At 57.2% G+C, this 21,591-nt stretch carries 18 protein-coding genes and 1 tRNA gene; 15 read left to right on the top strand and 4 right to left on the bottom strand.

What is annotated here, in order from left to right; all coding sequences use genetic code 11:
- Nucleotides 1-76: 76 nt before the first annotated feature.
- Genes apaG through glpE form a run of 3 tightly spaced genes read left to right on the top strand, consistent with a single transcriptional unit; the run spans nt 77 to nt 1,691 of the window.
- Nucleotides 77-457: a Co2+/Mg2+ efflux protein ApaG gene (gene apaG / locus BKD70_RS05005; protein ID WP_047278010.1), complete on the top strand. Its 381-nt coding sequence runs from the start codon at nt 77-79 to the stop codon at nt 455-457.
- Nucleotides 457-1,341, top strand: coding sequence for a symmetrical bis(5'-nucleosyl)-tetraphosphatase (locus tag BKD70_RS05000; protein WP_047278012.1), 885 nt, complete (start codon nt 457-459; stop codon nt 1,339-1,341). The genes apaG and BKD70_RS05000 overlap by 1 nt, the downstream gene beginning before the upstream one ends.
- A 20-nt stretch (nt 1,342-1,361) precedes the next feature.
- A complete protein-coding gene (glpE, locus tag BKD70_RS04995; protein ID WP_047278014.1) occupies nt 1,362-1,691 on the top strand; it encodes a thiosulfate sulfurtransferase GlpE in 330 nt (109 codons plus the stop codon).
- Nucleotides 1,692-1,805: 114 nt separating this feature from the next.
- On the opposite strand, the gene BKD70_RS24670 is transcribed toward glpE, so the two are convergent.
- A complete protein-coding gene (locus BKD70_RS24670; RefSeq protein WP_139048417.1) occupies nt 1,806-2,009 on the bottom strand; it encodes a hypothetical protein in 204 nt (67 codons plus the stop codon).
- Here BKD70_RS24670 and BKD70_RS04990 point away from each other — a divergent pair.
- The 4 genes from BKD70_RS04990 (at nt 1,992) to BKD70_RS04975 (ending at nt 8,170) form a co-directional block, all read left to right on the top strand.
- Nucleotides 1,992-3,914: a PrkA family serine protein kinase gene (locus BKD70_RS04990; protein ID WP_047278017.1), complete on the top strand. Its 1,923-nt coding sequence runs from the start codon at nt 1,992-1,994 to the stop codon at nt 3,912-3,914. The two genes, BKD70_RS24670 and BKD70_RS04990, sit on opposite strands and share 18 nt — an antisense overlap.
- 115 nt (nt 3,915-4,029) lie before the next feature.
- Entirely contained in the window at nt 4,030-5,304 is a 1,275-nt protein-coding gene (locus tag BKD70_RS04985; protein WP_047278020.1) for a YeaH/YhbH family protein, read from the top strand.
- The gene (locus BKD70_RS04980; protein WP_047278022.1) at nt 5,301-6,863 is read left to right on the top strand and encodes a SpoVR family protein; all 1,563 of its coding nucleotides are present in this window, start codon (nt 5,301-5,303) and stop codon (nt 6,861-6,863) included. Before BKD70_RS04985 ends, BKD70_RS04980 begins: the two co-directional genes overlap by 4 nt.
- A 62-nt stretch (nt 6,864-6,925) precedes the next feature.
- Nucleotides 6,926-8,170, top strand: a complete 1,245-nt coding sequence (locus tag BKD70_RS04975) for a multifunctional CCA addition/repair protein (RefSeq protein WP_047278024.1) — start codon at nt 6,926-6,928, stop codon at nt 8,168-8,170.
- 31 nt (nt 8,171-8,201) lie between these two features.
- Here BKD70_RS04975 and folK read toward each other — a convergent pair whose 3' ends face one another.
- Nucleotides 8,202-8,729, bottom strand: coding sequence for a 2-amino-4-hydroxy-6-hydroxymethyldihydropteridine diphosphokinase (gene folK, locus BKD70_RS04970; protein ID WP_047278026.1), 528 nt, complete (start codon nt 8,727-8,729; stop codon nt 8,202-8,204).
- Nucleotides 8,720-9,073: a dihydroneopterin aldolase gene (gene folB / locus BKD70_RS04965; RefSeq protein WP_047278029.1), complete on the bottom strand. Its 354-nt coding sequence runs from the start codon at nt 9,071-9,073 to the stop codon at nt 8,720-8,722. The genes folK and folB overlap by 10 nt, the downstream gene beginning before the upstream one ends.
- A gap of 74 nt (nt 9,074-9,147) precedes the next feature.
- On the opposite strand from folB, the gene plsY reads away from it, so the two are divergent.
- Entirely contained in the window at nt 9,148-9,717 is a 570-nt protein-coding gene (plsY, locus tag BKD70_RS04960; RefSeq protein WP_047278031.1) for a glycerol-3-phosphate 1-O-acyltransferase PlsY, read from the top strand.
- A 53-nt stretch (nt 9,718-9,770) separates the two neighbouring features.
- On the opposite strand, the gene tsaD is transcribed toward plsY, so the two are convergent.
- Nucleotides 9,771-10,796: a tRNA (adenosine(37)-N6)-threonylcarbamoyltransferase complex transferase subunit TsaD gene (gene tsaD / locus BKD70_RS04955; RefSeq protein ID WP_047278033.1), complete on the bottom strand. Its 1,026-nt coding sequence runs from the start codon at nt 10,794-10,796 to the stop codon at nt 9,771-9,773.
- Between the two features lie 198 nt (nt 10,797-10,994).
- Between tsaD and rpsU the strand changes: the two genes are divergently transcribed.
- The 7 genes from rpsU to BKD70_RS04920 all read left to right on the top strand — a co-directional run bounded on the left by rpsU (nt 10,995) and on the right by BKD70_RS04920 (nt 21,591).
- A complete protein-coding gene (rpsU, locus tag BKD70_RS04950; RefSeq protein ID WP_002551877.1) occupies nt 10,995-11,210 on the top strand; it encodes a 30S ribosomal protein S21 in 216 nt (71 codons plus the stop codon).
- Nucleotides 11,211-11,680: 470 nt separating this feature from the next.
- A complete protein-coding gene (gene dnaG / locus BKD70_RS04945; RefSeq protein ID WP_047278036.1) occupies nt 11,681-13,630 on the top strand; it encodes a DNA primase in 1,950 nt (649 codons plus the stop codon).
- Nucleotides 13,631-13,697: 67 nt separating this feature from the next.
- Nucleotides 13,698-15,548: an RNA polymerase sigma factor RpoD gene (rpoD, locus tag BKD70_RS04940; protein WP_047278039.1), complete on the top strand. Its 1,851-nt coding sequence runs from the start codon at nt 13,698-13,700 to the stop codon at nt 15,546-15,548.
- A 122-nt stretch (nt 15,549-15,670) separates the two neighbouring features.
- Nucleotides 15,671-19,042: a bifunctional diguanylate cyclase/phosphodiesterase gene (locus BKD70_RS04935; RefSeq protein WP_047278040.1), complete on the top strand. Its 3,372-nt coding sequence runs from the start codon at nt 15,671-15,673 to the stop codon at nt 19,040-19,042.
- A 15-nt stretch (nt 19,043-19,057) separates the two neighbouring features.
- Nucleotides 19,058-19,134: transfer RNA gene (locus BKD70_RS04930), tRNA-Ile, on the top strand.
- Between the two features lie 159 nt (nt 19,135-19,293).
- On the top strand, nt 19,294-19,746 hold the full coding sequence (locus BKD70_RS04925) for an Lrp/AsnC family transcriptional regulator (RefSeq protein WP_047279149.1): 453 nt from the start codon (nt 19,294-19,296) through the stop codon (nt 19,744-19,746).
- Between the two features lie 162 nt (nt 19,747-19,908).
- Nucleotides 19,909-21,591 carry an NAD(P)/FAD-dependent oxidoreductase gene (locus BKD70_RS04920; RefSeq protein ID WP_047278042.1) on the top strand — a complete coding sequence of 561 codons (1,683 nt, stop codon included), beginning with the start codon at nt 19,909-19,911 and terminating at the stop codon, nt 21,589-21,591.

Here is a 21,591-nt window from a genome sequence, read left to right as displayed (position 1 = left end):
TACCCGTGACTTGGCCTAGACTCAGGCATCAGTTTTATCCCGAGCTGTGTCTCTGCTTTCAAGTAAGGCCTACCGCATGTCCGAACCCCGCTATCAGGTTGACGTCAGCGTCGTCACCCGTTACTTGCCAGAACAATCTCAACCCGAGCACGACCGCTTCGCCTTCGCCTACACCATCACGGTGAAGAACAACGGCTCAATCCCCGCAAAACTGCTGTCGCGTCACTGGATCATCACCGATGGCGACGGGCACAGCGAAGAAGTACGCGGTGCCGGTGTGGTCGGGCAACAACCGTTGATCAAGCCGGGTCAGGCACACACCTACAGCAGCGGCTCCGTGATCACCACACAGGTCGGCACCATGCAGGGCAGCTACCTGATGCACGCCCAAGACGATCATGAATTCAAGGCCATCATTGCGCCCTTTCGCCTCGCCGTCCCCGGAGCACTGCACTGATGGCGGTCTATGCCGTGGGTGACCTCCAAGGCTGCCTCCAACCCCTCAAATGCTTGCTGGAGCGGGTCGCCTTTGATCCGACCAAAGACACCCTGTGGCTGGTAGGCGACCTCGTAAACCGTGGCCCTGAGTCGCTGGAGACGCTGCGTTTTCTGTATGGCCTGCGTGAATCACTGGTCTGCGTGCTGGGCAACCACGACCTGCACCTGCTTGCGGTGGGCAACAACATTGAGCGCCTGAAAAAGGGTGACACGCTTCGCGAGATCCTTGAGGCACCGGATTGCGACCAACTGCTGGACTGGCTGCGCCAGCAACCGCTGTTGCATTACGACCTCGAGCGAAATACCGCCCTGGTCCACGCAGGCATTCCCCCGCAATGGAGCCTGAAAAAAGCCCTCAAATATGCTGGCGAAGTGGAGCACGCGTTGCGCGATGACAGCCTCTTGGGCCCATTCCTTGATGGCATGTACGGCAACGAGCCTGCCAAATGGGACAGCGACCTCACGGGCATTGCACGCCTGCGCGTCATTACCAACTACTTCACCCGCATGCGGTTTTGCACCCGCGACGGCAAACTCGACCTTAAAAGCAAAGAAGGCGTGGGCAGCGCTCCACCCGGTTATGCACCGTGGTTCAGTTATAAAGAACGCAAAACCCAAGACCTCAAGATTATCTTCGGTCACTGGGCCGCACTTGAGGGCAACTGCAAAGAGCCCGGCATCTACGCCCTCGACACCGGCTGCGTTTGGGGCGGCGCCATGACCCTGCTCAACGTCGACAGCGGCCAGCGTTTGAGCTGCGACTGCGATGATCTGCACCTTAAAGCCCCCGCCAGCGTCCAACCCCCTTCCCAACCTTTGGGCGTAACGACTCCACGCCCGTAGTCAGGCCACAGGAATTTCCCATGACCGATTTCAAACGTATCCCTCCCGAACAGGCCCAAGCACTGCGCGAACACGGCGCCGTGGTGGTCGACATTCGAGACCCGCAAGCCTATGCCGCCGGGCATATCAAAAACGCGCAGCACTTGGACAACCACTCGCTGCACGACTTCATTACCAAGGCCGATCTGGATGCGCCGCTGATCGTCGCTTGCTACCACGGCAATTCAAGTCAGAGCGCGGCGGCTTACCTGGTAGGTCAAGGATTCAGCGATGTGTATAGCCTCGACGGTGGTTTCGAGTTGTGGCGGACGACTTATCCGGGCGAAATCGCCCAAAGCCCGGAGGAATAATTTTTTAAAACACGCCAAGCCCACGTATTCAGTGGGCTGGCGCCCTGCCTGACCAACGGTCGCACACAACAATTCGCGCATCTCGCCTTGACCTCTCCCAGAACCAACTATCCTTTAGCTCAGGCCATCCGAATCTGGGGAGAGCCGGTACACCGGCGTGAGGATCATCAGTAGTAACTTCAAAGGGTTAGCCCCTTTGATGGTGTCCTGGGGGGTACACAGCAACAGCAACGTTGCCGCATGCCAGCACTCGAACTGACCGATCAATCGCCGGCTCCACGTATCGAGCGAGGTGACGTCATGAGTATTTTTAGCCACTTCCAACAGCGCTTTGAATCCACGCGCCAGGAAGAACTTACGCTCCAGGAATACCTTGAGCTGTGCAAAAACGATAAAAGCGCTTACGCCTCGGCCGCCGAACGGCTGTTGATGGCCATTGGTGAACCGCAACTGCTGGACACCTCGACAGACTCTCGCCTCTCGCGAATCTTCTCCAACAAAGTGATTCGCCGGTATCCCGCCTTTGCCGACTTCCACGGAATGGAAGAGTGCATTGAACAGATCGTTTCCTACTTCCGCCATGCAGCCCAAGGGCTGGAAGAGAAAAAGCAAATCCTTTACCTCCTCGGCCCGGTGGGTGGCGGTAAGTCGTCCCTGGCTGAAAAACTCAAGCAATTGATCGAGAAGGTCCCGTTCTACGCCATTAAAGGCTCGCCGGTATTCGAATCACCACTGGGCCTGTTCAACGCCACGGAAGATGGCGCGATTCTTGAGGAAGACTTCGGGATCTCCAAGCGCTACCTGAGCACTATCATGTCGCCCTGGGCCACCAAGCGGCTGGCTGAATTTGGCGGCGACATCAGCCAGTTCAGGGTGGTCAAACTCTACCCGTCGATCCTTAACCAGATTGCAGTGGCGAAAACCGAACCCGGTGATGAAAACAACCAGGACATTTCGGCATTGGTGGGCAAGGTCGATATCCGCAAGCTCGAAGAATTCCCGCAAAACGACGCCGACGCCTACAGCTATTCCGGCGCTTTGTGCCGCGCCAACCAGGGTCTGATGGAGTTCGTTGAGATGTTCAAGGCACCGATCAAGGTGCTGCATCCATTGCTCACGGCCACTCAGGAAGGTAACTACAACAGTACCGAAGGACTGGGGGCGATTCCGTTTACCGGGGTTTTGCTTGCGCACTCCAACGAATCGGAATGGCACACCTTCCGTAACAACAAAAACAACGAAGCGTTCATCGACCGAATTTACATCGTCAAAGTGCCGTACTGCCTGCGGGTCAGTGACGAAGTCAAAATCTACGACAAGCTGCTGTATAACAGCTCGCTGGCCAAGGCCCATTGCGCACCTGACACCCTGAAGATGCTGGCGCAGTTCACAGTACTGTCACGCCTCAAAGAACCGGAAAACTCCAACATCTACTCCAAAATGCGGGTCTACGACGGCGAAAACCTCAAGGACACCGATCCAAAGGCCAAATCCATTCAGGAGTACCGCGACAGCGCCGGTGTGGACGAAGGCATGAACGGTCTCTCGACCCGCTTTGCTTTCAAGATTTTGTCCAAAGTCTTTAACTTCGACCCGCACGAAATCGCCGCCAACCCGGTGCACTTGCTCTACGTGCTTGAGCAACAAATTGAACAAGAGCAGTTCCAGCCCGAAACCCGCGAGCGTTATCTGCGCTTTTTGAAAGAGTACCTGGCGCCCCGGTATATCGAGTTCATCGGCAAGGAAATCCAGACCGCTTACCTGGAGTCCTATAGCGAATACGGGCAAAACATTTTCGACCGCTACGTGCTTTACGCAGACTTCTGGATTCAAGACCAGGAATACCGCGACCCCGAAACCGGAGAAATCCTCAACCGCATTGCCCTTAATGAGGAACTGGAAAAAATCGAAAAACCTGCGGGCATCAGCAATCCGAAAGATTTCCGCAACGAAATCGTCAATTTCGTTCTGCGTGCCCGCGCCAACAACAATGGCAAGAACCCGACGTGGCTCAGCTACGAAAAACTGCGGGTGGTCATCGAGAAGAAAATGTTCTCCAACACCGAAGACCTGTTGCCGGTCATCAGCTTCAACGCCAAGGCGAGCAAAGAGGATCAACAGAAGCACAACGACTTTGTGACCCGAATGGTTGAACGCGGCTACACCGACAAACAAGTACGACTGCTCTCTGAGTGGTACCTGCGGGTCAGAAAATCGCAGTGAGGCAGCGGCAAGCGCCCGGCTACACGCTGCTCGCGCCTGACGAACACTCCCTGACCCGGGAGCTCGCAGTGGCTTGCGGCGTGCAGCTCACCTCTTGAAGCGGCCCGGAGGGCTTATGAGCTATGTGATCGATCGACGCCTCAATGGCAAGAACAAGAGCACGGTAAACCGCCAGCGTTTTCTGCGGCGCTATCGCGACCACATCAAAAAGGCCGTCGAAGAAGCCGTGGGCCGGCGTTCCATCACCGACATGGAGCATGGCGAACAGATCAGCATTCCCGGTCGCGACATTGATGAGCCGGTGTTGCACCACGGTCGCGGCGGCAAACAGACCGTCGTACACCCGGGCAATAAGGAGTTCACCAGCGGCGAACACATTCAGCGCCCCCAAGGCGGGTCCGGGGGCGGAGGCGGCCCGGGCAAAGCAGGCAATTCCGGCGAGGGCATGGATGAGTTTGTGTTTCAAATCACCCAGGAGGAATTCCTCGAGTTCATGTTCGAAGACCTCGAGTTGCCGAACCTGGTCAAACGCCACCTGACCGGCACTGACACCTTTAAAACCGTGCGTGCCGGGATCAGTAACGAGGGCAACCCCTCACGCATCAACATCATCCGGACCTTGCGCTCAGCCCATGCCCGGCGCATCGCACTGACCGGCAGCAGCCGCGCTCGACTCAAAGAAGCCAAAACTGAACTGGAGCGCTTGAAGCGCGAAGAACCGGACAATTTCGGTGATATCAAAGACATCGAAGCTGAAATCGAGAAACTCAGCGCCCGGATTCATCGCGTGCCGTTCCTCGACACCTTCGACCTGAAGTACAACTTGCTGGTCAAACACCCCAACCCGAGTTCAAAGGCGGTGATGTTCTGCCTGATGGACGTTTCAGGCTCCATGACACAAGCCACCAAGGACATCGCCAAGCGGTTCTTTATCCTGCTGTACCTGTTTCTGAAGCGAAATTACGACAAGATCGAGGTGGTCTTTATTCGCCACCACACCAGCGCACGGGAAGTGGACGAAGAGGAGTTTTTCTATTCACGGGAAACCGGCGGCACCATCGTGTCCAGCGCTCTCAAGTTGATGCAGGAGATCATGGCCGAGCGCTATCCCACGAATGAATGGAACATTTACGCCGCCCAGGCTTCCGACGGTGACAACTGGAACGACGACTCACCCATTTGCCGCGACATTCTGATCAACCAGATCATGCCGTTCGTGCAGTACTACACTTACGTGGAAATTACCCCGCGCGAACATCAGGCACTCTGGTACGAATATGAGCGTATCAACGAGGCTTTTCCCGACACCTTCGCTCAGCAACAACTGGTCTCGGCCGGCGATATTTACCCGGTCTTCCGTGAACTCTTCCAGCGCAGGTTAGTGACATGACCGCCAAAGAGAATAAGCGCCACCCTATCTCCACTGGCTCCGAGTGGACCTTTGAACTGATCCAGGCCTACGACCGGGAAATCGGTCGCCTGGCAGAACGGTATGCACTGGACACCTACCCCAACCAGATTGAGGTGATTACCGCCGAGCAAATGATGGACGCCTATGCCTCTGTCGGGATGCCGTTGGGGTATCACCATTGGTCCTACGGCAAACATTTCTTGAGTACCGAGAAATCCTACAGCCGTGGGCAAATGGGGCTGGCGTACGAAATCGTCATCAACTCAGACCCGTGCATCGCTTACCTGATGGAAGAAAACACCATTTGCATGCAAGCCCTGGTGGTTGCCCATGCCTGCTATGGCCACAACAGCTTCTTCAAGGGCAATTACCTGTTCCGGACCTGGACTGATGCCAGTTCGATCATTGATTACCTGGTGTTCGCCAAGCAATACATCATGCAATGCGAAGAGCGCCACGGTATCGATGCCGTGGAAGACCTGCTGGACTCTTGCCATGCACTCATGAACTACGGCGTAGACCGCTACAAACGGCCTTACCCGATTTCGGCCGAAGAAGAGCGGCGGCGTCAGAAGGAGCGCGAAGAGCACCTGCAAAAACAGATCAATGACCTGTGGCGCACCATTCCCAAGAACGCTGACAAATTCAACGAAAAAGACAATGCACGCTTCCCCGACGAGCCGCAGGAAAACATCCTGTATTTCATCGAGAAACACGCGCCGCTGCTGGAACCCTGGCAGCGGGAAGTGGTGCGAATCGTACGTAAAATCGCACAGTACTTTTACCCGCAGCGCCAGACACAAGTCATGAACGAAGGCTGGGCAACCTTCTGGCACTACACCCTGATGAACGACCTTTACGATGAAGGGCTGGTGACGGAAGGCTTCATGATGGAGTTCCTGACCTCGCACACCAGCGTGGTGTTTCAGCCGGGTTTTGACAGCCCTTATTACAGCGGTATCAACCCGTATGCCCTGGGGTTTGCGATGTACCGCGATATCCGGCGCATGTGTGAAGACCCCACCGAGGAAGACCGCCGCTGGTTCCCGGAACTGGCCGGTAGCGATTGGTTATCGAGCATCAAGTTCGCCATGAGCAGCTTCAAGGACGAAAGCTTCATCCTGCAATACCTGTCTCCCAAGGTGATGCGCGACCTCAAGTTGTTCAGCATCATGGATGACGATCAGAAGGACGATTTACTCGTTCCCGCCATCCATGACGAAAACGGCTACAGGATAATTCGTGAAACCCTGGCAGCGCAGTACAACTTGGGTAATCGCGAGCCCAACGTGCAGATCTGGAGCATTGATCGCCGCGGCGACCGCTCCCTCACCCTGCGCCATCAACAACATGACCGCAAACCGCTGGGAGACTCCACCGACGAGGTCCTTAAACACCTGCACCGCCTGTGGGGCTTCGATATTCATCTGGAGACGCTGCAAGGAGATCAAGTGATGAAAGTCCATCATGTTCCGCCTAAAGGCGAACATGGGGACGCTGACTATGGGCGCCTGGATTTGAGCGCCATTCACCTGTGACGCACGTGAACCTCCGTTTGCGCGACGCAGCGGTTATCCTGTCGCGCTAACGGAGGTTTTTTATGAAGATTTATAAAGTCGGCGGCGCAGTCCGAGACCGCTTGCTGGGCAAGCCCGTCACCGACATCGACTGGGTCGTGGTAGGCGCAAGCGCAGAACAAATGCTGGCCAAGGGCTTTCGTCCCGTGGGTTCCGACTTCCCGGTCTTTCTGCACCCCAAAACCGGTGAGGAATACGCCCTCGCCCGCACCGAGCGTAAAAGCGGACGTGGCTATGGGGGCTTTGTATTTCATGCCAGCCCTGACGTGACCCTTGAAGAAGATTTGATCCGCCGCGATCTGACCATTAACGCGATGGCCGAAGATGACGCGGGCACTATCACCGATCCCTACCACGGCCAACGGGACCTGGAAGCGCGCATACTGCGCCATGTTTCCCCGGCATTCGCCGAAGATCCGCTACGGGTGCTGCGCGTTGCACGTTTTGCAGCACGTTATGCGGGCCTGGGTTTCAAGGTTGCAGACGAAACACTTGAACTGATGCGTCAACTGTCGGCTTCGGGCGAACTGCAGGCGCTGACACCGGAACGCTGCTGGAAGGAAATCTCCCGCGCGCTGATGGAAGATCATCCCCACGTCTTTATCGACGTGCTCAGACAGTGCGGCGCTCTTGAGGTGCTGTTACCGGAAGTTCAGGCATTGTTCGGCGTACCGCAGCCGCCGGCTCATCACCCGGAAATCGACAGCGGCATTCACACCCTCAGCGTGCTTGAACAAGCTGCGCGACATCATCAGCCTTTGACCGTCCGCTGGGCGTGCCTGCTACATGATGTGGGCAAAGGCCTAACACCTGTAGATAAATGGCCTCGCCACATTGCCCATGAACACACAGGGCTGCGCCTGATCAAGGCGGTGAACGAGCGCTTCAAGGCGCCCCGCGATTGCCAGGAACTTGCATTGCTGGTCGGTGAATATCACACCCACGGGCATCGTGCCTTTGAGCTGAAAGCCTCGACCTTACTGGATTTGCTGCAACGGTTTGACGTATACCGCCGGCCTCAGCGCTTCGAGGAGTTTATCGTCGCGTGCGAGATGGACGCCAAGGGCCGCCTTGGACTTGAAGATCGGCCTTACCCGCAGGCTGATTACCTGCGCGGCGCCGCAAAAGCGGCACAGGCCGTTGCCGTTCAGCCGCTGCTGGAACAGGGCTTCAAGGGGCCGGAATTGGGAGAAGCCCTCAAGCGCGAACGGCTCAGGGCTATACACACGTACAAAGAGACCCGCAAACACCCGGGGCCTGCTTCGTAGCCGCTGTCCAACAAGTTAGAGCGGCAGCGCCTTAGAGGTGCCTCAGCATCTCTTTAGGTGTTAAGGGTTCGCCCCGCCATTCAAACGCAGCCGGGGCGAGCACTTGGTCAATCTGCGCATCAGCCCACATCTGACTCAGCGTGATACCCACAATCGGGTGCAATTTGTCAGGGGCGATGAGCGAAAGCGGCCACAGCACAAAGGCATTCTTGAGAATTTCGGCGCGCGGCAGGATCAAACCGTCAAAGTTGCCCACCAGATCGCCGTAAAACAAAACGTCAATGTCCAGCGGCAAACCCTTGCGATCCTGGGCATATCGTCCGTTATCGGCTTCGATCAGCTTCAAACGTCGGCTCAACTCAGCTAAAGGAAGATCCGTGTTGGCCACCACCACCAGGTTGAAAAAAGGCCCACTCTTGATGCCTACAGGCTGGCTTTCGAAGACCGCCGAGCACTGCATGCCGTGCAGGAAGCCAGCCAGCGCATCGAGCCCCGCCTGTAAATGCTTTTCGCGCTCGACATTACTGCCCAACCCGAGAAAAACCTGAGTTAGCGACATCCGCGCTCAATCTCCACGCCCACCCCTGTGGCGGCCGCGACGGCGCCCGGCTTGGTCAGCTTGAGGTGCATCCAGGGAATATTGAATTCACGCATCAACACTTCCGTCAGATGCTCGGCAAAGGTTTCTACCAATTGGTAGTGGGCTTGCTCGGCAAAGGCCTGAATTCTGGTCGAGACGCTGGCGTAGTCCAGCGCAAGGGTCAGATCATCCCCTGCTGCGGCCGGGCGGTTATCCCACGCAAAATTCAGATCAAGGCGCAAACACTGACGGATGCCACGCTCCCAGTCATAGGCACCGATCACGGTGTCAACTTCCAGGCCTTCGATAAACACTCTGTCCAAGCACTTTTCTCCGCAGCACGACAAGGGCGCAATGCGCCGTTAGAATCAGGGCGTCCTCGCCCGGAATAGTTAGCATGTTTTGGTTACTGGCGATTATCGCCTACCTGCTTGGCTCGCTGTCCTTCGCCATTTTGCTCAGCCGCCTGACGGGTAATCCCGACCCGCGAATGAGTGGCTCAGGCAATGCTGGCGCGACCAATATGTTACGCCTGGCCGGTAAAAAACTGGCCGTTCTGACCTTGCTCGGTGATCTGTGCAAAGGCCTGCTGCCCGTCCTGCTCGCCAACCAACTCAACCTGCCACTCCAGCAACAAGCCTGGATTGGTGTGTGCGCCGTCATCGGGCACATGTATCCCCTGTACTTCCGCTTCAGGGGCGGCAAAGGCGTCGCCACGGCTGCCGGCATGCTGCTGGGGCTTTATCCTCCCGCCGCCTTGCTGGCCGTCCTGGCCTGGCTGCTGACCTTCCAGCTGACCCGCACCAGCTCACTCGCCGCGCTGATCGCCACCCCCTTGACCCTGCCACTCCTGGCCTGGCAAGAGCCTGCCGCGCTGCTGCCCATGTGTGGATTAACCGCACTGATTGTCTGGCGCCACCGCGGCAATTTACGCGACCTGATGGCCGGGCGCGAACGGCATTTCTGATTTACCCGCATGAAAATACCTCATGCTGGCCAGTAAACGCCTGAACACCACCGTCACAAAGGCTTTAACTGCTCCATCGGCCAGCGCGCCTGCACACTGATCGCCAGGCTTTCATGCTGGCCCGCCTGCAAACGCTGACACCCGGCGAATGCGATCATCGCGCCATTGTCCGTACAAAACTCAGGGCGCGCATAAAACACCTGACCGTTCATGCCACCGAGCATGGTCTCCAGCGAAGCCCGCAACGCCTTGTTTGCGCTCACACCGCCGGCAATCACCAGACGCTTCATACCTGCCTGCTTCAGGGCGCGCTTGCACTTGATGGTGAGCGTCTCAACCACGGCCTGCTGAAACGCCAGCGCGATGTCGCAACGGGCCTGTTCGTTATCATCACCCGCCGCCACGCAGCGCTGCCAAGTGTTCAAGGCAAAGGTCTTGAGGCCACTGAAACTGAAATCGAGGCCAGGGCGATCGGTCATGGGCCGCGGGAACACAAAGCGTCCCGCCACACCTTGGGCGGCAAGGCGGGCAATTTCAGGGCCACCCGGATAGTTGAGTCCCATCATCTTCGCCGTTTTGTCGAAAGCCTCGCCTGCGGCATCGTCCAGCGTTTCGCCCAGCAGCGCGTATTGACCGATGCCATCCACCTGAACCAGCTGCGTATGGCCACCTGACACCAACAATGCGACGAACGGGAACTCTGGGGGCTGCTCTTCCAGCATGGGGGCCAGCAAATGGCCTTCCATGTGGTGTACGCCCAAGGCAGGAATGCCCCATGCGAAGGCCAGTGCCTGGGCGCAGGAAGCCCCGACTAGCAAGGCCCCGACCAGGCCTGGCCCCGCCGTGTAGGCAATTGCATCGATTTCGGTCGGCACGCAGTCTGCCTCGGCCAACACCTGACGAATCAAGGGCAGCATGCGTTTGACGTGATCCCGTGATGCCAGCTCAGGCACCACGCCACCATAGGCACGGTGCAAATCGATCTGACTGAACAGTGCATCGGCCAAAAGCCCGCGTTCACTGTCGTATAGCGCGACGCCGGTTTCGTCGCAGGAGGTTTCTAATCCCAGTACTAGCATGGGTTTGCGCCTTGTAGAGGCTAAATTCGAAGGCGCGCATAATAGTCGCCACTACCGCCCCCGGCCAGCGGTTTTCGATCAGAGGCTTTGCATTCCGGGCGATGAGGGGTTAACATCCGCAACCCTTAAAAACCGACGTCTTCCAACGCGATTTTGCCTTGAGACGTTGACCCCGGTAATGAATGAAGGTAGCTCTGGATGCCAGCCGTCAAAGTAAAAGAGAACGAACCCTTCGACGTAGCTCTGCGTCGTTTCAAGCGCTCCTGCGAAAAAGCCGGTGTACTGGCTGAAGTTCGCAGCCGCGAATTTTACGAGAAGCCGACTTCCGAGCGTAAGCGCAAAGCAGCAGCCGCTGTTAAGCGTCACGCGAAGAAAGTTCAGCGCGAGCAGCGCCGCGCCGTTCGTCTGTACTAATACACAGACGTTCGTTGCACGCTTCTGCCAAGCCCGGCCTAAAGCCGGGCCGTAGGCAGTTGCAGCAAGTTACACGCTTTACCGTCAAGGCCGCAGATGCGACTGCGACAAACTGCTACACCACGTCAGACCTGGCCTTTAAGCCAGCGGTGCACGTCTTTACTGACGAGCCTTCAAGGCTACCGACGAGCACACACCTCTGATTCTCCTCAAAGACGATCAGCCCAAGGCATCTCTCCCATGCCTGCTTATGAGCTATCCGAGACCAGCCATTGGTCAGCCCCGGACTCAGAGCGTGATATTTCGAACCCATTTACTCTGTTTTAAATACGAGTCTGCGGAGCTTCGACAGATACACTTCCCGACATGATTGAGCAGACGTCACACGTACGAGCAGCGTTTTCGCCTGCACGCCGCCATGACCAAACCTTTCTATACGGCTTTTTTTGCGCTGAGATGACGAGAACGCCATGGCCGGGTTAATCCCCCAGAGCTTTATTGACGACCTTCTGAACCGCACCGATATCGTCGATGTCGTCAGCTCGCGCGTGCAAATGAAGAAAGCAGGCAAAAACTACACCGCCTGCTGCCCCTTCCATAAAGAAAAAACACCGTCTTTCAGTGTCAGCCCGGATAAACAGTTTTATTACTGTTTTGGTTGTGGTGCAGGCGGTAATGCCCTCGGCTTCATCATGGACCACGACAACCTGGACTTCCCCCAAGCTGTCGAAGAACTGGCCAAAGCCGCAGGTATGGAGATCCCCAGAGAGGAAAGCGGTCGCTCGCACAAACCGCGACAGCCGACCGACTCGCCGCTCTACCCGCTGCTGACCGCAGCCGCCGACTTTTATCGGCAGGCCCTGAAAAGCCACCCGGCGCGCAGGGCCGCCGTGGACTACTTGAAAGGCCGAGGCCTGACCGGCGAAATCGCCCGGGATTTCGGCCTGGGTTTTGCTCCGCCCGGCTGGGACAACCTGTACAAGCATTTGAGCAGCGACACCCTGCAGCAAAAAGCCATGATTGATGCGGGCTTATTGGTTGAGAACGCTGAAACCGGCAAACGCTATGACCGCTTTCGCGATCGCGTAATGTTCCCGATTCGCGACAGCCGTGGCCGCATTATTGCGTTTGGCGGTCGCGTGCTCGGTGATGACAAGCCCAAATACCTGAACTCCCCTGAAACACCTGTCTTCCACAAAGGACAGGAATTGTACGGGCTGTTCGAAGCGCGCAAGTTCAATCGCAGCCTCGACGAAATCATCGTGGTTGAAGGCTATATGGACGTCATTGCCTTGGCCCAACAGGGCTTGCGCAATGCCGTGGCCACGCTGGGCACCGCGACCAGCGAAGAGCACATGAAGCGCCTGTTTCGGGTCGTACCCAGCGTATTGTTTTGCTTTGATGGCGATCAGGCTGGCCGCAATGCCGCCTGGCGCGCACTTGAGGCCACGCTACCCTGCCTGCAAGATGGCCGCCGCGCCCGCTTCCTGTTTCTGCCAGAAGGCGAGGATCCGGACACACTGGTGCGCTCCGAAGGCACTGATGCGTTCAGGGCGCGCATTAACCAGCACGCGCAGCCGCTGGCAGATTATTTTTTCCAGCAACTGACTGAAGAAACTGACCCGCGCTCGCTCGAAGGCAGGGCCCACATGGCCACGCTGGCAGCACCGCTCATCGACAAAGTGCCGGGCGCCAACCTGCGCAACCTGATGCGCCAACGCTTGAGCGAAATTACGGGCCTCAACAGCGAAGCGGTCAGCCAACTGGCGCAAAGCGCACCACCCCCCTCGCAACCCGCCTACGACCCGGGCATCGATTACGATGCCATGCCGGACTACAGTGACTTTCAGCAGCCGGAAACGTACGTTCCCCAACAGGAATGGACCACGAAAAAGTCGGGGACGGGCGGTAAAAAGTGGGAAAACAAGCCGTGGGACAAAAAAGGCAAGCGCGGCGGCGAGCGCGAGCAGGCCTGGATCCCGGTCGGCGTTGAACCGCCGACATTAACCGCCCTGCGCACCTTGTTGCATCACCCGCAACTGGCCAAAAAAGTAGAAGATGCGGGCCACTTTGCGGCAGAAGACCAGACGAATAACCAGCTCTTGATCGCGCTGGTCGAGGCCGTACAGAAGAATCCTAAGCTAAGCTCTATTCAGTTGTTGTCCCGTTGGCACGGCACTGAACAGGGCCGCTTGCTGCAAAGACTGCTCGAAAAGGAATGGCTAATTGACGCCGACAACCTTGAACAACAGTTTTTCGACACCATAACTAGCTTGTCAGCTCGCCAACGCGAGCGAAATCTGGAACAACTTCTTCGAAAAGCACGTCAAGGCGAGCTAAGTAGCGAGGAGAAAAATCAGTTACGCGACCTTCTGAGTCGCAATAATCCCGCATCAAACCCGACCTCAACTGGCGCGTGAGGTCATAGCTAAGGTATAATCCTCGGCTTGTTTTTTGCCCGCCAAGACCTTCAGTGGATAGGGTGTTATGTCCGGAAAAGCGCAACAGCAGTCTCGTATCAAAGAGTTGATCACCCTCGGCCGTGAGCAGAAGTATCTGACTTACGCAGAGGTCAACGACCACCTGCCCGAAGATATTTCAGATCCGGAGCAAGTGGAAGACATCATCCGCATGATTAATGACATGGGGATCCCCGTACACGAGAGTGCTCCGGATGCGGACGCCCTTATGTTGGCCGATGCTGACACCGACGAAGCCGCTGCTGAAGAAGCAGCTGCAGCGTTGGCGGCAGTAGAAACCGATATTGGTCGCACTACCGACCCAGTACGCATGTATATGCGTGAAATGGGCACGGTAGAACTGCTGACACGCGAAGGCGAAATTGAAATCGCCAAGCGTATCGAAGAAGGCATCCGCGAAGTGATGGGCGCAATCGCGCACTTCCCTGGCACGGTTGACCATATTCTCTCCGAGTACACTCGCGTCACCACCGAAGGTGGTCGCCTTTCTGACGTCCTGAGCGGTTATATCGACCCGGACGATGGAATTACGCCGCCTGCAGCCGAGGTTCCGCCTCCTGTCGATCCTAAAACGGCCAAGGCCGAAGGTGATGACGAAGAGGAAGAGAAGGACGACGCTACCGATGACGAGGAAGAGGTCGAAAGCGGCCCCGATCCAATCATCGCGGCACAGCGCTTCGGCGCCGTTTCCGATCAGATGGAAATCACTCGCAAGGCACTGAAGAAGCACGGTCGCGACAGCAAGCAGGCGATTGCCGAGCTGGTTGCCCTGGCTGAGCTGTTCATGCCGATCAAGCTGGTGCCCAAGCAGTTCGAAGGCCTGGTTGAACGTGTTCGTAGCGCTCTGGAGCGTCTGCGTGCACAAGAGCGGGCCATCATGCAGCTGTGCGTCCGTGATGCACGCATGCCGCGTACTGATTTCCTTCGCCTGTTCCCGGGCAATGAAGTCGACGAAAGCTGGAGCGACGCGCTGGCCAAAGGCAAAAGCAAATACGCTGAAGCCATTGCCCGCTTGCAACCGGACATCATCCGTTGCCAGCAAAAGCTGTCTGCTCTAGAAGCAGAAACCGGCTTGAAGATTGCCGAGATCAAGGACATCAACCGTCGCATGTCGATCGGTGAGGCCAAGGCCCGCCGCGCGAAGAAAGAGATGGTTGAAGCCAACTTGCGTCTGGTGATCTCCATCGCCAAGAAGTACACCAACCGTGGCTTGCAGTTCCTCGACCTGATCCAGGAAGGCAACATCGGCTTGATGAAAGCGGTAGACAAGTTTGAATACCGCCGCGGCTACAAATTCTCGACTTATGCCACTTGGTGGATCCGTCAGGCGATCACTCGCTCGATTGCCGACCAGGCACGCACCATCCGTATTCCGGTGCACATGATCGAGACGATCAACAAGCTCAACCGTATTTCCCGCCAAATGCTGCAGGAAATGGGTCGCGAACCGACCCCGGAAGAGCTGGGCGAACGCATGGAAATGCCTGAGGACAAAATCCGCAAGGTATTGAAGATCGCTAAAGAGCCGATCTCCATGGAAACCCCGATCGGTGATGACGAAGACTCCCATCTGGGTGATTTCATCGAAGACTCGACCATGCAGTCGCCAATCGATGTTGCCACCGTTGAGAGCCTTAAAGAAGCGACACGCGATGTACTTGGCGGCCTTACAGCACGTGAAGCCAAAGTACTGCGCATGCGCTTCGGTATCGACATGAATACCGACCACACCCTTGAGGAGGTTGGTAAGCAGTTCGACGTTACCCGTGAGCGGATTCGTCAGATCGAAGCCAAAGCGTTACGCAAGCTGCGCCACCCGACGAGAAGCGAGCACCTGCGCTCCTTCCTCGACGAGTGATACCAAAACCCCCGGCCCTGCCGGGGGTTTTGCTTTGTACCCGCCAAACCTTTCCAGCGCCTCACGCCCATATCCCACAGCCCGTCTACACTCGTCACATTCGCGAGTAGAACGAGCCCCGCATGCCACGACTGCCAGCCACCCTCCTCTTGCTGCTAATCGCCTTTTCCACAGCGGCCAACGCCCTGACGTTGACCGATGAAGAGCGACAGTGGCTCGACAAGCATCCCGAGCTACGCCTTGGGGTTGATGCGTCATGGCCACCCTTTGAGTTCCGCGACGAAAAGGGGCTCTATACCGGCTTGGCCGCGGACTACGTGGAACTGATCAAAAACCGTTTGGGTGTGAGCATCAAACCGGTGGAGCCCTACGACTGGAGCAGCGTCCTTGAGCTCGCCAAAGATGGCAGTCTCGACTGGCTACCCGGCATCATGTCGACCCCTGAGCGTCAGAAAACCCTGGCCTTTACGCGCCCCTACCTCGACTTCCCGATTGTCATCCTCGCGCACAAAGGCGGCCCCGCCCCAAAAAACATTGATGAGCTCTATGGGCTGAAAATCGCCGTGGTCGAAAACTACGCCCCGCACGAGCTGTTGCATGCCCAACACCCCGACCTGAATCTCGTCGCCCTGCCCAATGTCAGCTCCGCGCTACAAGCATTGGCTACCGATCAAGTCGACGCCATGGTGGGCGACCTGGCGTCCAGCGTCTGGAGCCTGCGCCAGCTCAAGCTGGACGGGTTGTACGTCAGTGGCGAAACCCCGTATCGCTATCAACTGGCAATGGCCGTACCCAAAGACCAAACCATCCTGTTGCGCCTGCTGGATAAAGTCATGGCCGACATGACACCCCGTGAAATCGAAGCCATTCAAGCGCGCTGGATCGGCAACACCGGCGATTATCAGGCGTTGTGGCGCGGGTTACTGCTGTATGTACTGCCGGGCATCTTGTTGCTCGTCACCGTATTGATCGTGGTCGTGCGCATCAACAGGCGCTTGAGCTCCGAAATAGCCCGCCGCGTTGCCCTCGAACAGGAACTGCGCAGTAGCGAATACCGCTACAGAGGCTTGGTCGAAAGTCTGTCTGCCATCGCATGGGAGGCCCAACGGGATGATTACACCTACACCTATGTTTCCCCTCAGGCCGAAACACTCATCGGCTACCCCTTGGCCGACTGGCTGACCCCTGGGTTCTGGGAGCGAATCATCCATCCCGATGACCTGCCCCGAACCAAAATGTACTGCGAAAGCGAAATCAAGGCCGGGCGCGACCACAGCATCGACTATCGCGTGATAACCGCCGATGGCAGAACCCTGTGGCTACGGGACATCATCACGCTTTCCACGCACAATCAGACGCCCGTACTGCGCGGATTGATGATCAACATCAGCGAAACCAAACAAACCGAAGAAGCGCTGCGCCTTTCTGAGGAAAAATTTGCCAAAGCCTTCCATGCATCGCCAGACGGATTGCTGTTGAGTCGGCAGAGTGATGGCTTGCTGATCGAAATCAACGAAGGCTTCAGCCGCTTGACCGGCTACGACAGCGCCAGCGCACTGAATCGATCCTCTCTGGACCTCAACATCTGGGCCGATGTTCACCAACGCCAAGAGTTACTCACACGCCTGAGTGAGGACGGGTTTGTAAGGGATTTCAGGTGCAAATTGCGCCACAAAAGCGGGCGCATACGCATCTGTGAAGTCTCTAGCCGACCGCTGAAAATCGGTGATGAAGACTGCATGTTGACCATCACGCGGGACATCACCGAACGCCAACAGATGCAGGAAAAACTCCTGCAAACCGCCACCGTGTTCGAAAGCACGGCTGAAGGCATCTTGTTCACCGACCCGGCGCAAACCATCACCGCCGTGAACCGCGCCTTCACCGAAATCACGGGCTACAGCGAGGCCGAAGTGCTCGGCCAGACACCGCGGATTTTGGCCTCCAATCAGCACGACAGCGCCTTCTTTGCCGCCATGTGGCATCAGTTGTCAGGCGAGGGACACTGGCAAGGGGAGATTTATAACAAGCGCAAAAACGGGGAAGTCTATCCCTGCTGGATAACGATCAGCGCAGTACACAACTCCGAAAATATCGTCACTCACTTTGTGGCCGTCTTTGCCGACATTTCCAGCCTCAAGCACGCACAGGCGCGTCTGGATCATCAGGTCCATCACGACCCGCTGACTGGCTTGCCGAACCGTTTGCTGTTCGAGAGCCGTCTGGACCAGATCCTCAATCAGCAAAATGCGCAAGACCAACACGCGGCAGTACTGTTTCTGGACCTTGATCGCTTTAAGAACATCAACGACAGCCTGGGCCACCCGGTGGGCGACCTGTTGCTCAAAGGCATCACCGCACGCCTCAAGGTCCAGTTGCGCGACATTGATACCGTCGCCCGCCTCGGCGGCGATGAATTCATTATCCTGCTGCCCGGCCTTCAGCAACCCCGTGATGCCGAGGTGATTGCCAACAAGTTACTGGCCTGTTTCAGCGCACCGTTCCCAGCGGGCGAACACGAACTGTTTATCAGCGCCAGCATCGGCATCAGCGTGTACCCGCATGACGGCACGGACGTGGCCACACTGGTAAAAAACGCCGACGCCGCCATGTACCGCTCCAAGCTCAAAGGCCGCAACCGGGTTGAGCGCTACACCCATGACCTCACCTCACAAGCGAGCGAACGGGTGATCCTTGAACAGGAACTGCGACGTGCGCTGGAGCGCAACGAGCTATCGCTGTTCTATCAACCCAAAATCAGCCTGCACGACCTGAGTCTGGTCGGCGCTGAAGCCCTGATTCGCTGGACCCACCCCACGCTGGGCGTCATTGCCCCTGAGCGCTTCATTCATCTGGCCGAAGAAAACGGCATGATTATCCAGGTGGGTGACTGGGTGCTGGAGCGTGCCTGCATGCAATTGAATGAGTGGAATCAGACATACGCACCTTTTGGCCCGGTCTCCGTAAACCTGGCCGGCGCCCAATTACACCAACCCCGACTGGTCGGCCGCATCCGCCAACTCCTGAAAAAATACAACCTCCAGCCGGGTTACCTGCAACTTGAGATCACTGAAAACTTCATCATGAACCAGACTGAAGAAGCACTGGACGTCCTGCATCAGCTCAAGCGATTAGGCGTGCAACTGGCGATTGATGACTTTGGCACCGGATATTCCTCACTCAGCTACCTCAAACGCCTGCCCCTGGACACCTTGAAAATTGACCAGTCATTCGTGCGCGGCTTACCCCACGACCCCAATGACGAAGCCATCGTACGGGCCATCATTGCCCTGGGTCGCAGCATGCAATTCACCGTCATTGCCGAAGGTGTGGAAAACCAGGCCCAGCAAGACTTCTTGGCCAACGCCGGTTGCGAACAGATTCAGGGGTACATCATCAGCGTGCCTTTATCTGCTGAAGAATTCGCGACGACCTTTCTTCGTATCTCTATTTCAGACTTTTCGGATAGCACTGCCGAGAAACCATCGTTATAATCCGCGACCTACTGAGGGCCTATAGCTCAGTTGGTTAGAGCAGGGGACTCATAATCCCTTGGTCGTAGGTTCGAGTCCTACTGGGCCCACCACTTTGAAAGCCGCGCACTGCGCGGCTTTTGTGTTTCTGGCGTTTGCAGGGCTGTGCTGCGAAAAGTCGTGATCGTCCATATCCCGTCCACCACTGGACGCCCCGCCCCTCAAGCGCTGTACCATGAGCGCCCACTTCGATGACGCCACTGGAGCCTCTCTTGCCTGACTCTCGCCCGCCCGTGCTGGATGAAATCGATCGTCAGTTGATTGCCGCCTTGCAGCTCAATGCACGCGAAAGCGTCGCCATGCTGGCGCGTCAGTTGGGAATTGCACGCACCACGGTGACGTCACGGCTGTCACGCCTGGAGAAAAACAACATCATCACCGGGTATGGCGTTCGACTGGGGCAGCGCCTGATTGATGGCGGGCTGCAAGCGTATGTCGGGATTACCGTGCAGCCACGCTCGGGCAAGGAGGTGGTCAGGCGTTTGAGTGCCATGGCGCAGGTGCAGCAACTGTGCGCCGTCAGCGGAGAATTTGATTACGTCGCGTGGCTGCGCAGCGATTCCCCCGAGCAACTTGATCAATTGCTGGACCAGATCGGCAGTGTCGAGGGCGTTGAAAAAACCACGACCTCCATCATTCTCAGCAGCAAAGTCGACCGCGGCTAGGCCGACGCGAACAACACTTTGCACAGCGCTTTCGTCACACTGCGCAAAGACAATGCAAAACGACGACACTTTGCGTTTTAATAACGTGTTCTGTGCTCCCTATCATGGTGCCTGTCTTTTCCTATACTCAGCGTTAAGCGCGGGTCGCCAGCAAGGTCAGCCATGAATAAGAACAATCGCCACCCGAATGACGGCAAGAAACCAATCACCATTTTCGGCCCCGATTTCCCTTTTGCCTTCGACGACTGGATCGAACACCCAGCCGGTCTGGGGAGTATTCCCACACATAAACTGGGCGCAGAGGTCGCGATTGTCGGTGCTGGCATGGCCGGAATGGTCGCCGCGTATGAGTTGATGAAGCTCGGCCTCAAGCCTGTGGTGTACGAGGCCTCGAAAATGGGCGGACGTTTGCGCTCGCAAGCGTTTGAAGGCAGTGAAGGCGTCATCGCCGAGCTGGGCGGGATGCGCTTTCCGGTGTCCTCTACCGCCTTCTATCACTATGTCGACAAACTCGGGCTTGAGACCAAACCGTTCCCCAACCCGCTGACACCCGCTTCTGGCAGCACCGTAATTGATCTCGAAGGACAAACCTTCTACGCGCAAAAACTGTCGGACCTGCCTGCACTGTTTCAGGAAGTGGCTGACGCGTGGGCGGATGCACTGGAAGCAGGGTCGCAATTTGGCGATATCCAGCAGGCCATTCGCGATCGCGATGTCCCGCGTTTGAAAGCGTTGTGGAACACCCTGGTTCCGCTGTGGGACGACCGCACGTTTTATGACTTTGTCGCGACCTCCAAAGCCTTTGCCAAACTCTCGTTCCAACACCGCGAAGTGTTCGGTCAGGTCGGCTTCGGGACGGGCGGCTGGGACTCAGACTTCCCCAATTCAATGCTCGAGATCTTCCGCGTGGTCATGACCAACTGCGATGACCATCAACACCTGGTGGTGGGCGGGGTTGAGCAGGTGCCGCTGGGAATCTGGCGCCACGCGCCGCAGCGCTGTGCTCACTGGCCGGAAGGCACCAGCCTCAGTTCGTTGCACCATGGCGCACCACGAACCGGGGTCAAGGCGATTTCCCGTACAGACGACGGTTTGTTTTCTGTCACCGACAACCTCGGTGTGACCCGCCCGTTCGAGGCAGTGTTGGTGACGTGCCAAAGCTGGCTGCTGACCACCCAGATCGAGTGCGAAGAAGCGCTGTTCTCGCAAAAGATGTGGATGGCGCTCGACCGCACGCGCTACATGCAATCGTCCAAAACCTTCGTCATGGTCGACCGCCCGTTCTGGAAAGACAAAGACCCGGAAACCGGCCGCGACCTGATGAGCATGACCCTCACCGACCGCCTGACCCGTGGCACTTATTTGTTCGATAACGGCGACGACAAACCAGGCGTTATTTGCCTGTCGTACTCATGGATGAGCGATGCGCTGAAAATGCTGCCGCATCCCGTCGAAAAACGCGTGAAGCTGGCCTTGGACGCGTTGAAAAAGATCTACCCCAACGTCGACATCGCCAGCCGGATTATTGGCGACCCGATCACCGTTTCGTGGGAAGCCGACCCGCACTTCCTGGGGGCTTTTAAAGGCGCACTGCCCGGTCATTACCGCTACAACCAGCGCATGTACGCGCACTTTATGCAGCAGGAGATACCGGCAGAACAACGCGGAATTTTCATCGCCGGCGACGATGTGTCGTGGACACCTGCCTGGGTGGAAGGAGCGGTACAGACCTCCTTGAACGCCGTGTGGGGCATCATGACCCACTTTGGCGGACGCACCCACGCCGACAATCCCGGGCCGGGCGATGTGTTTAACGACATCGGCCCAATCGCCCTGCCGGATTGA

The sequence above is a fragment of the Pseudomonas sp. BS-2016 genome (genome assembly GCF_001806145.1).
Taxonomy (GTDB): domain Bacteria; phylum Pseudomonadota; class Gammaproteobacteria; order Pseudomonadales; family Pseudomonadaceae; genus Aquipseudomonas; species Aquipseudomonas lundensis.
Note: the sequence above shows the minus strand (reverse complement) of the source record. Positions and strands in the feature narration are given on the sequence as shown.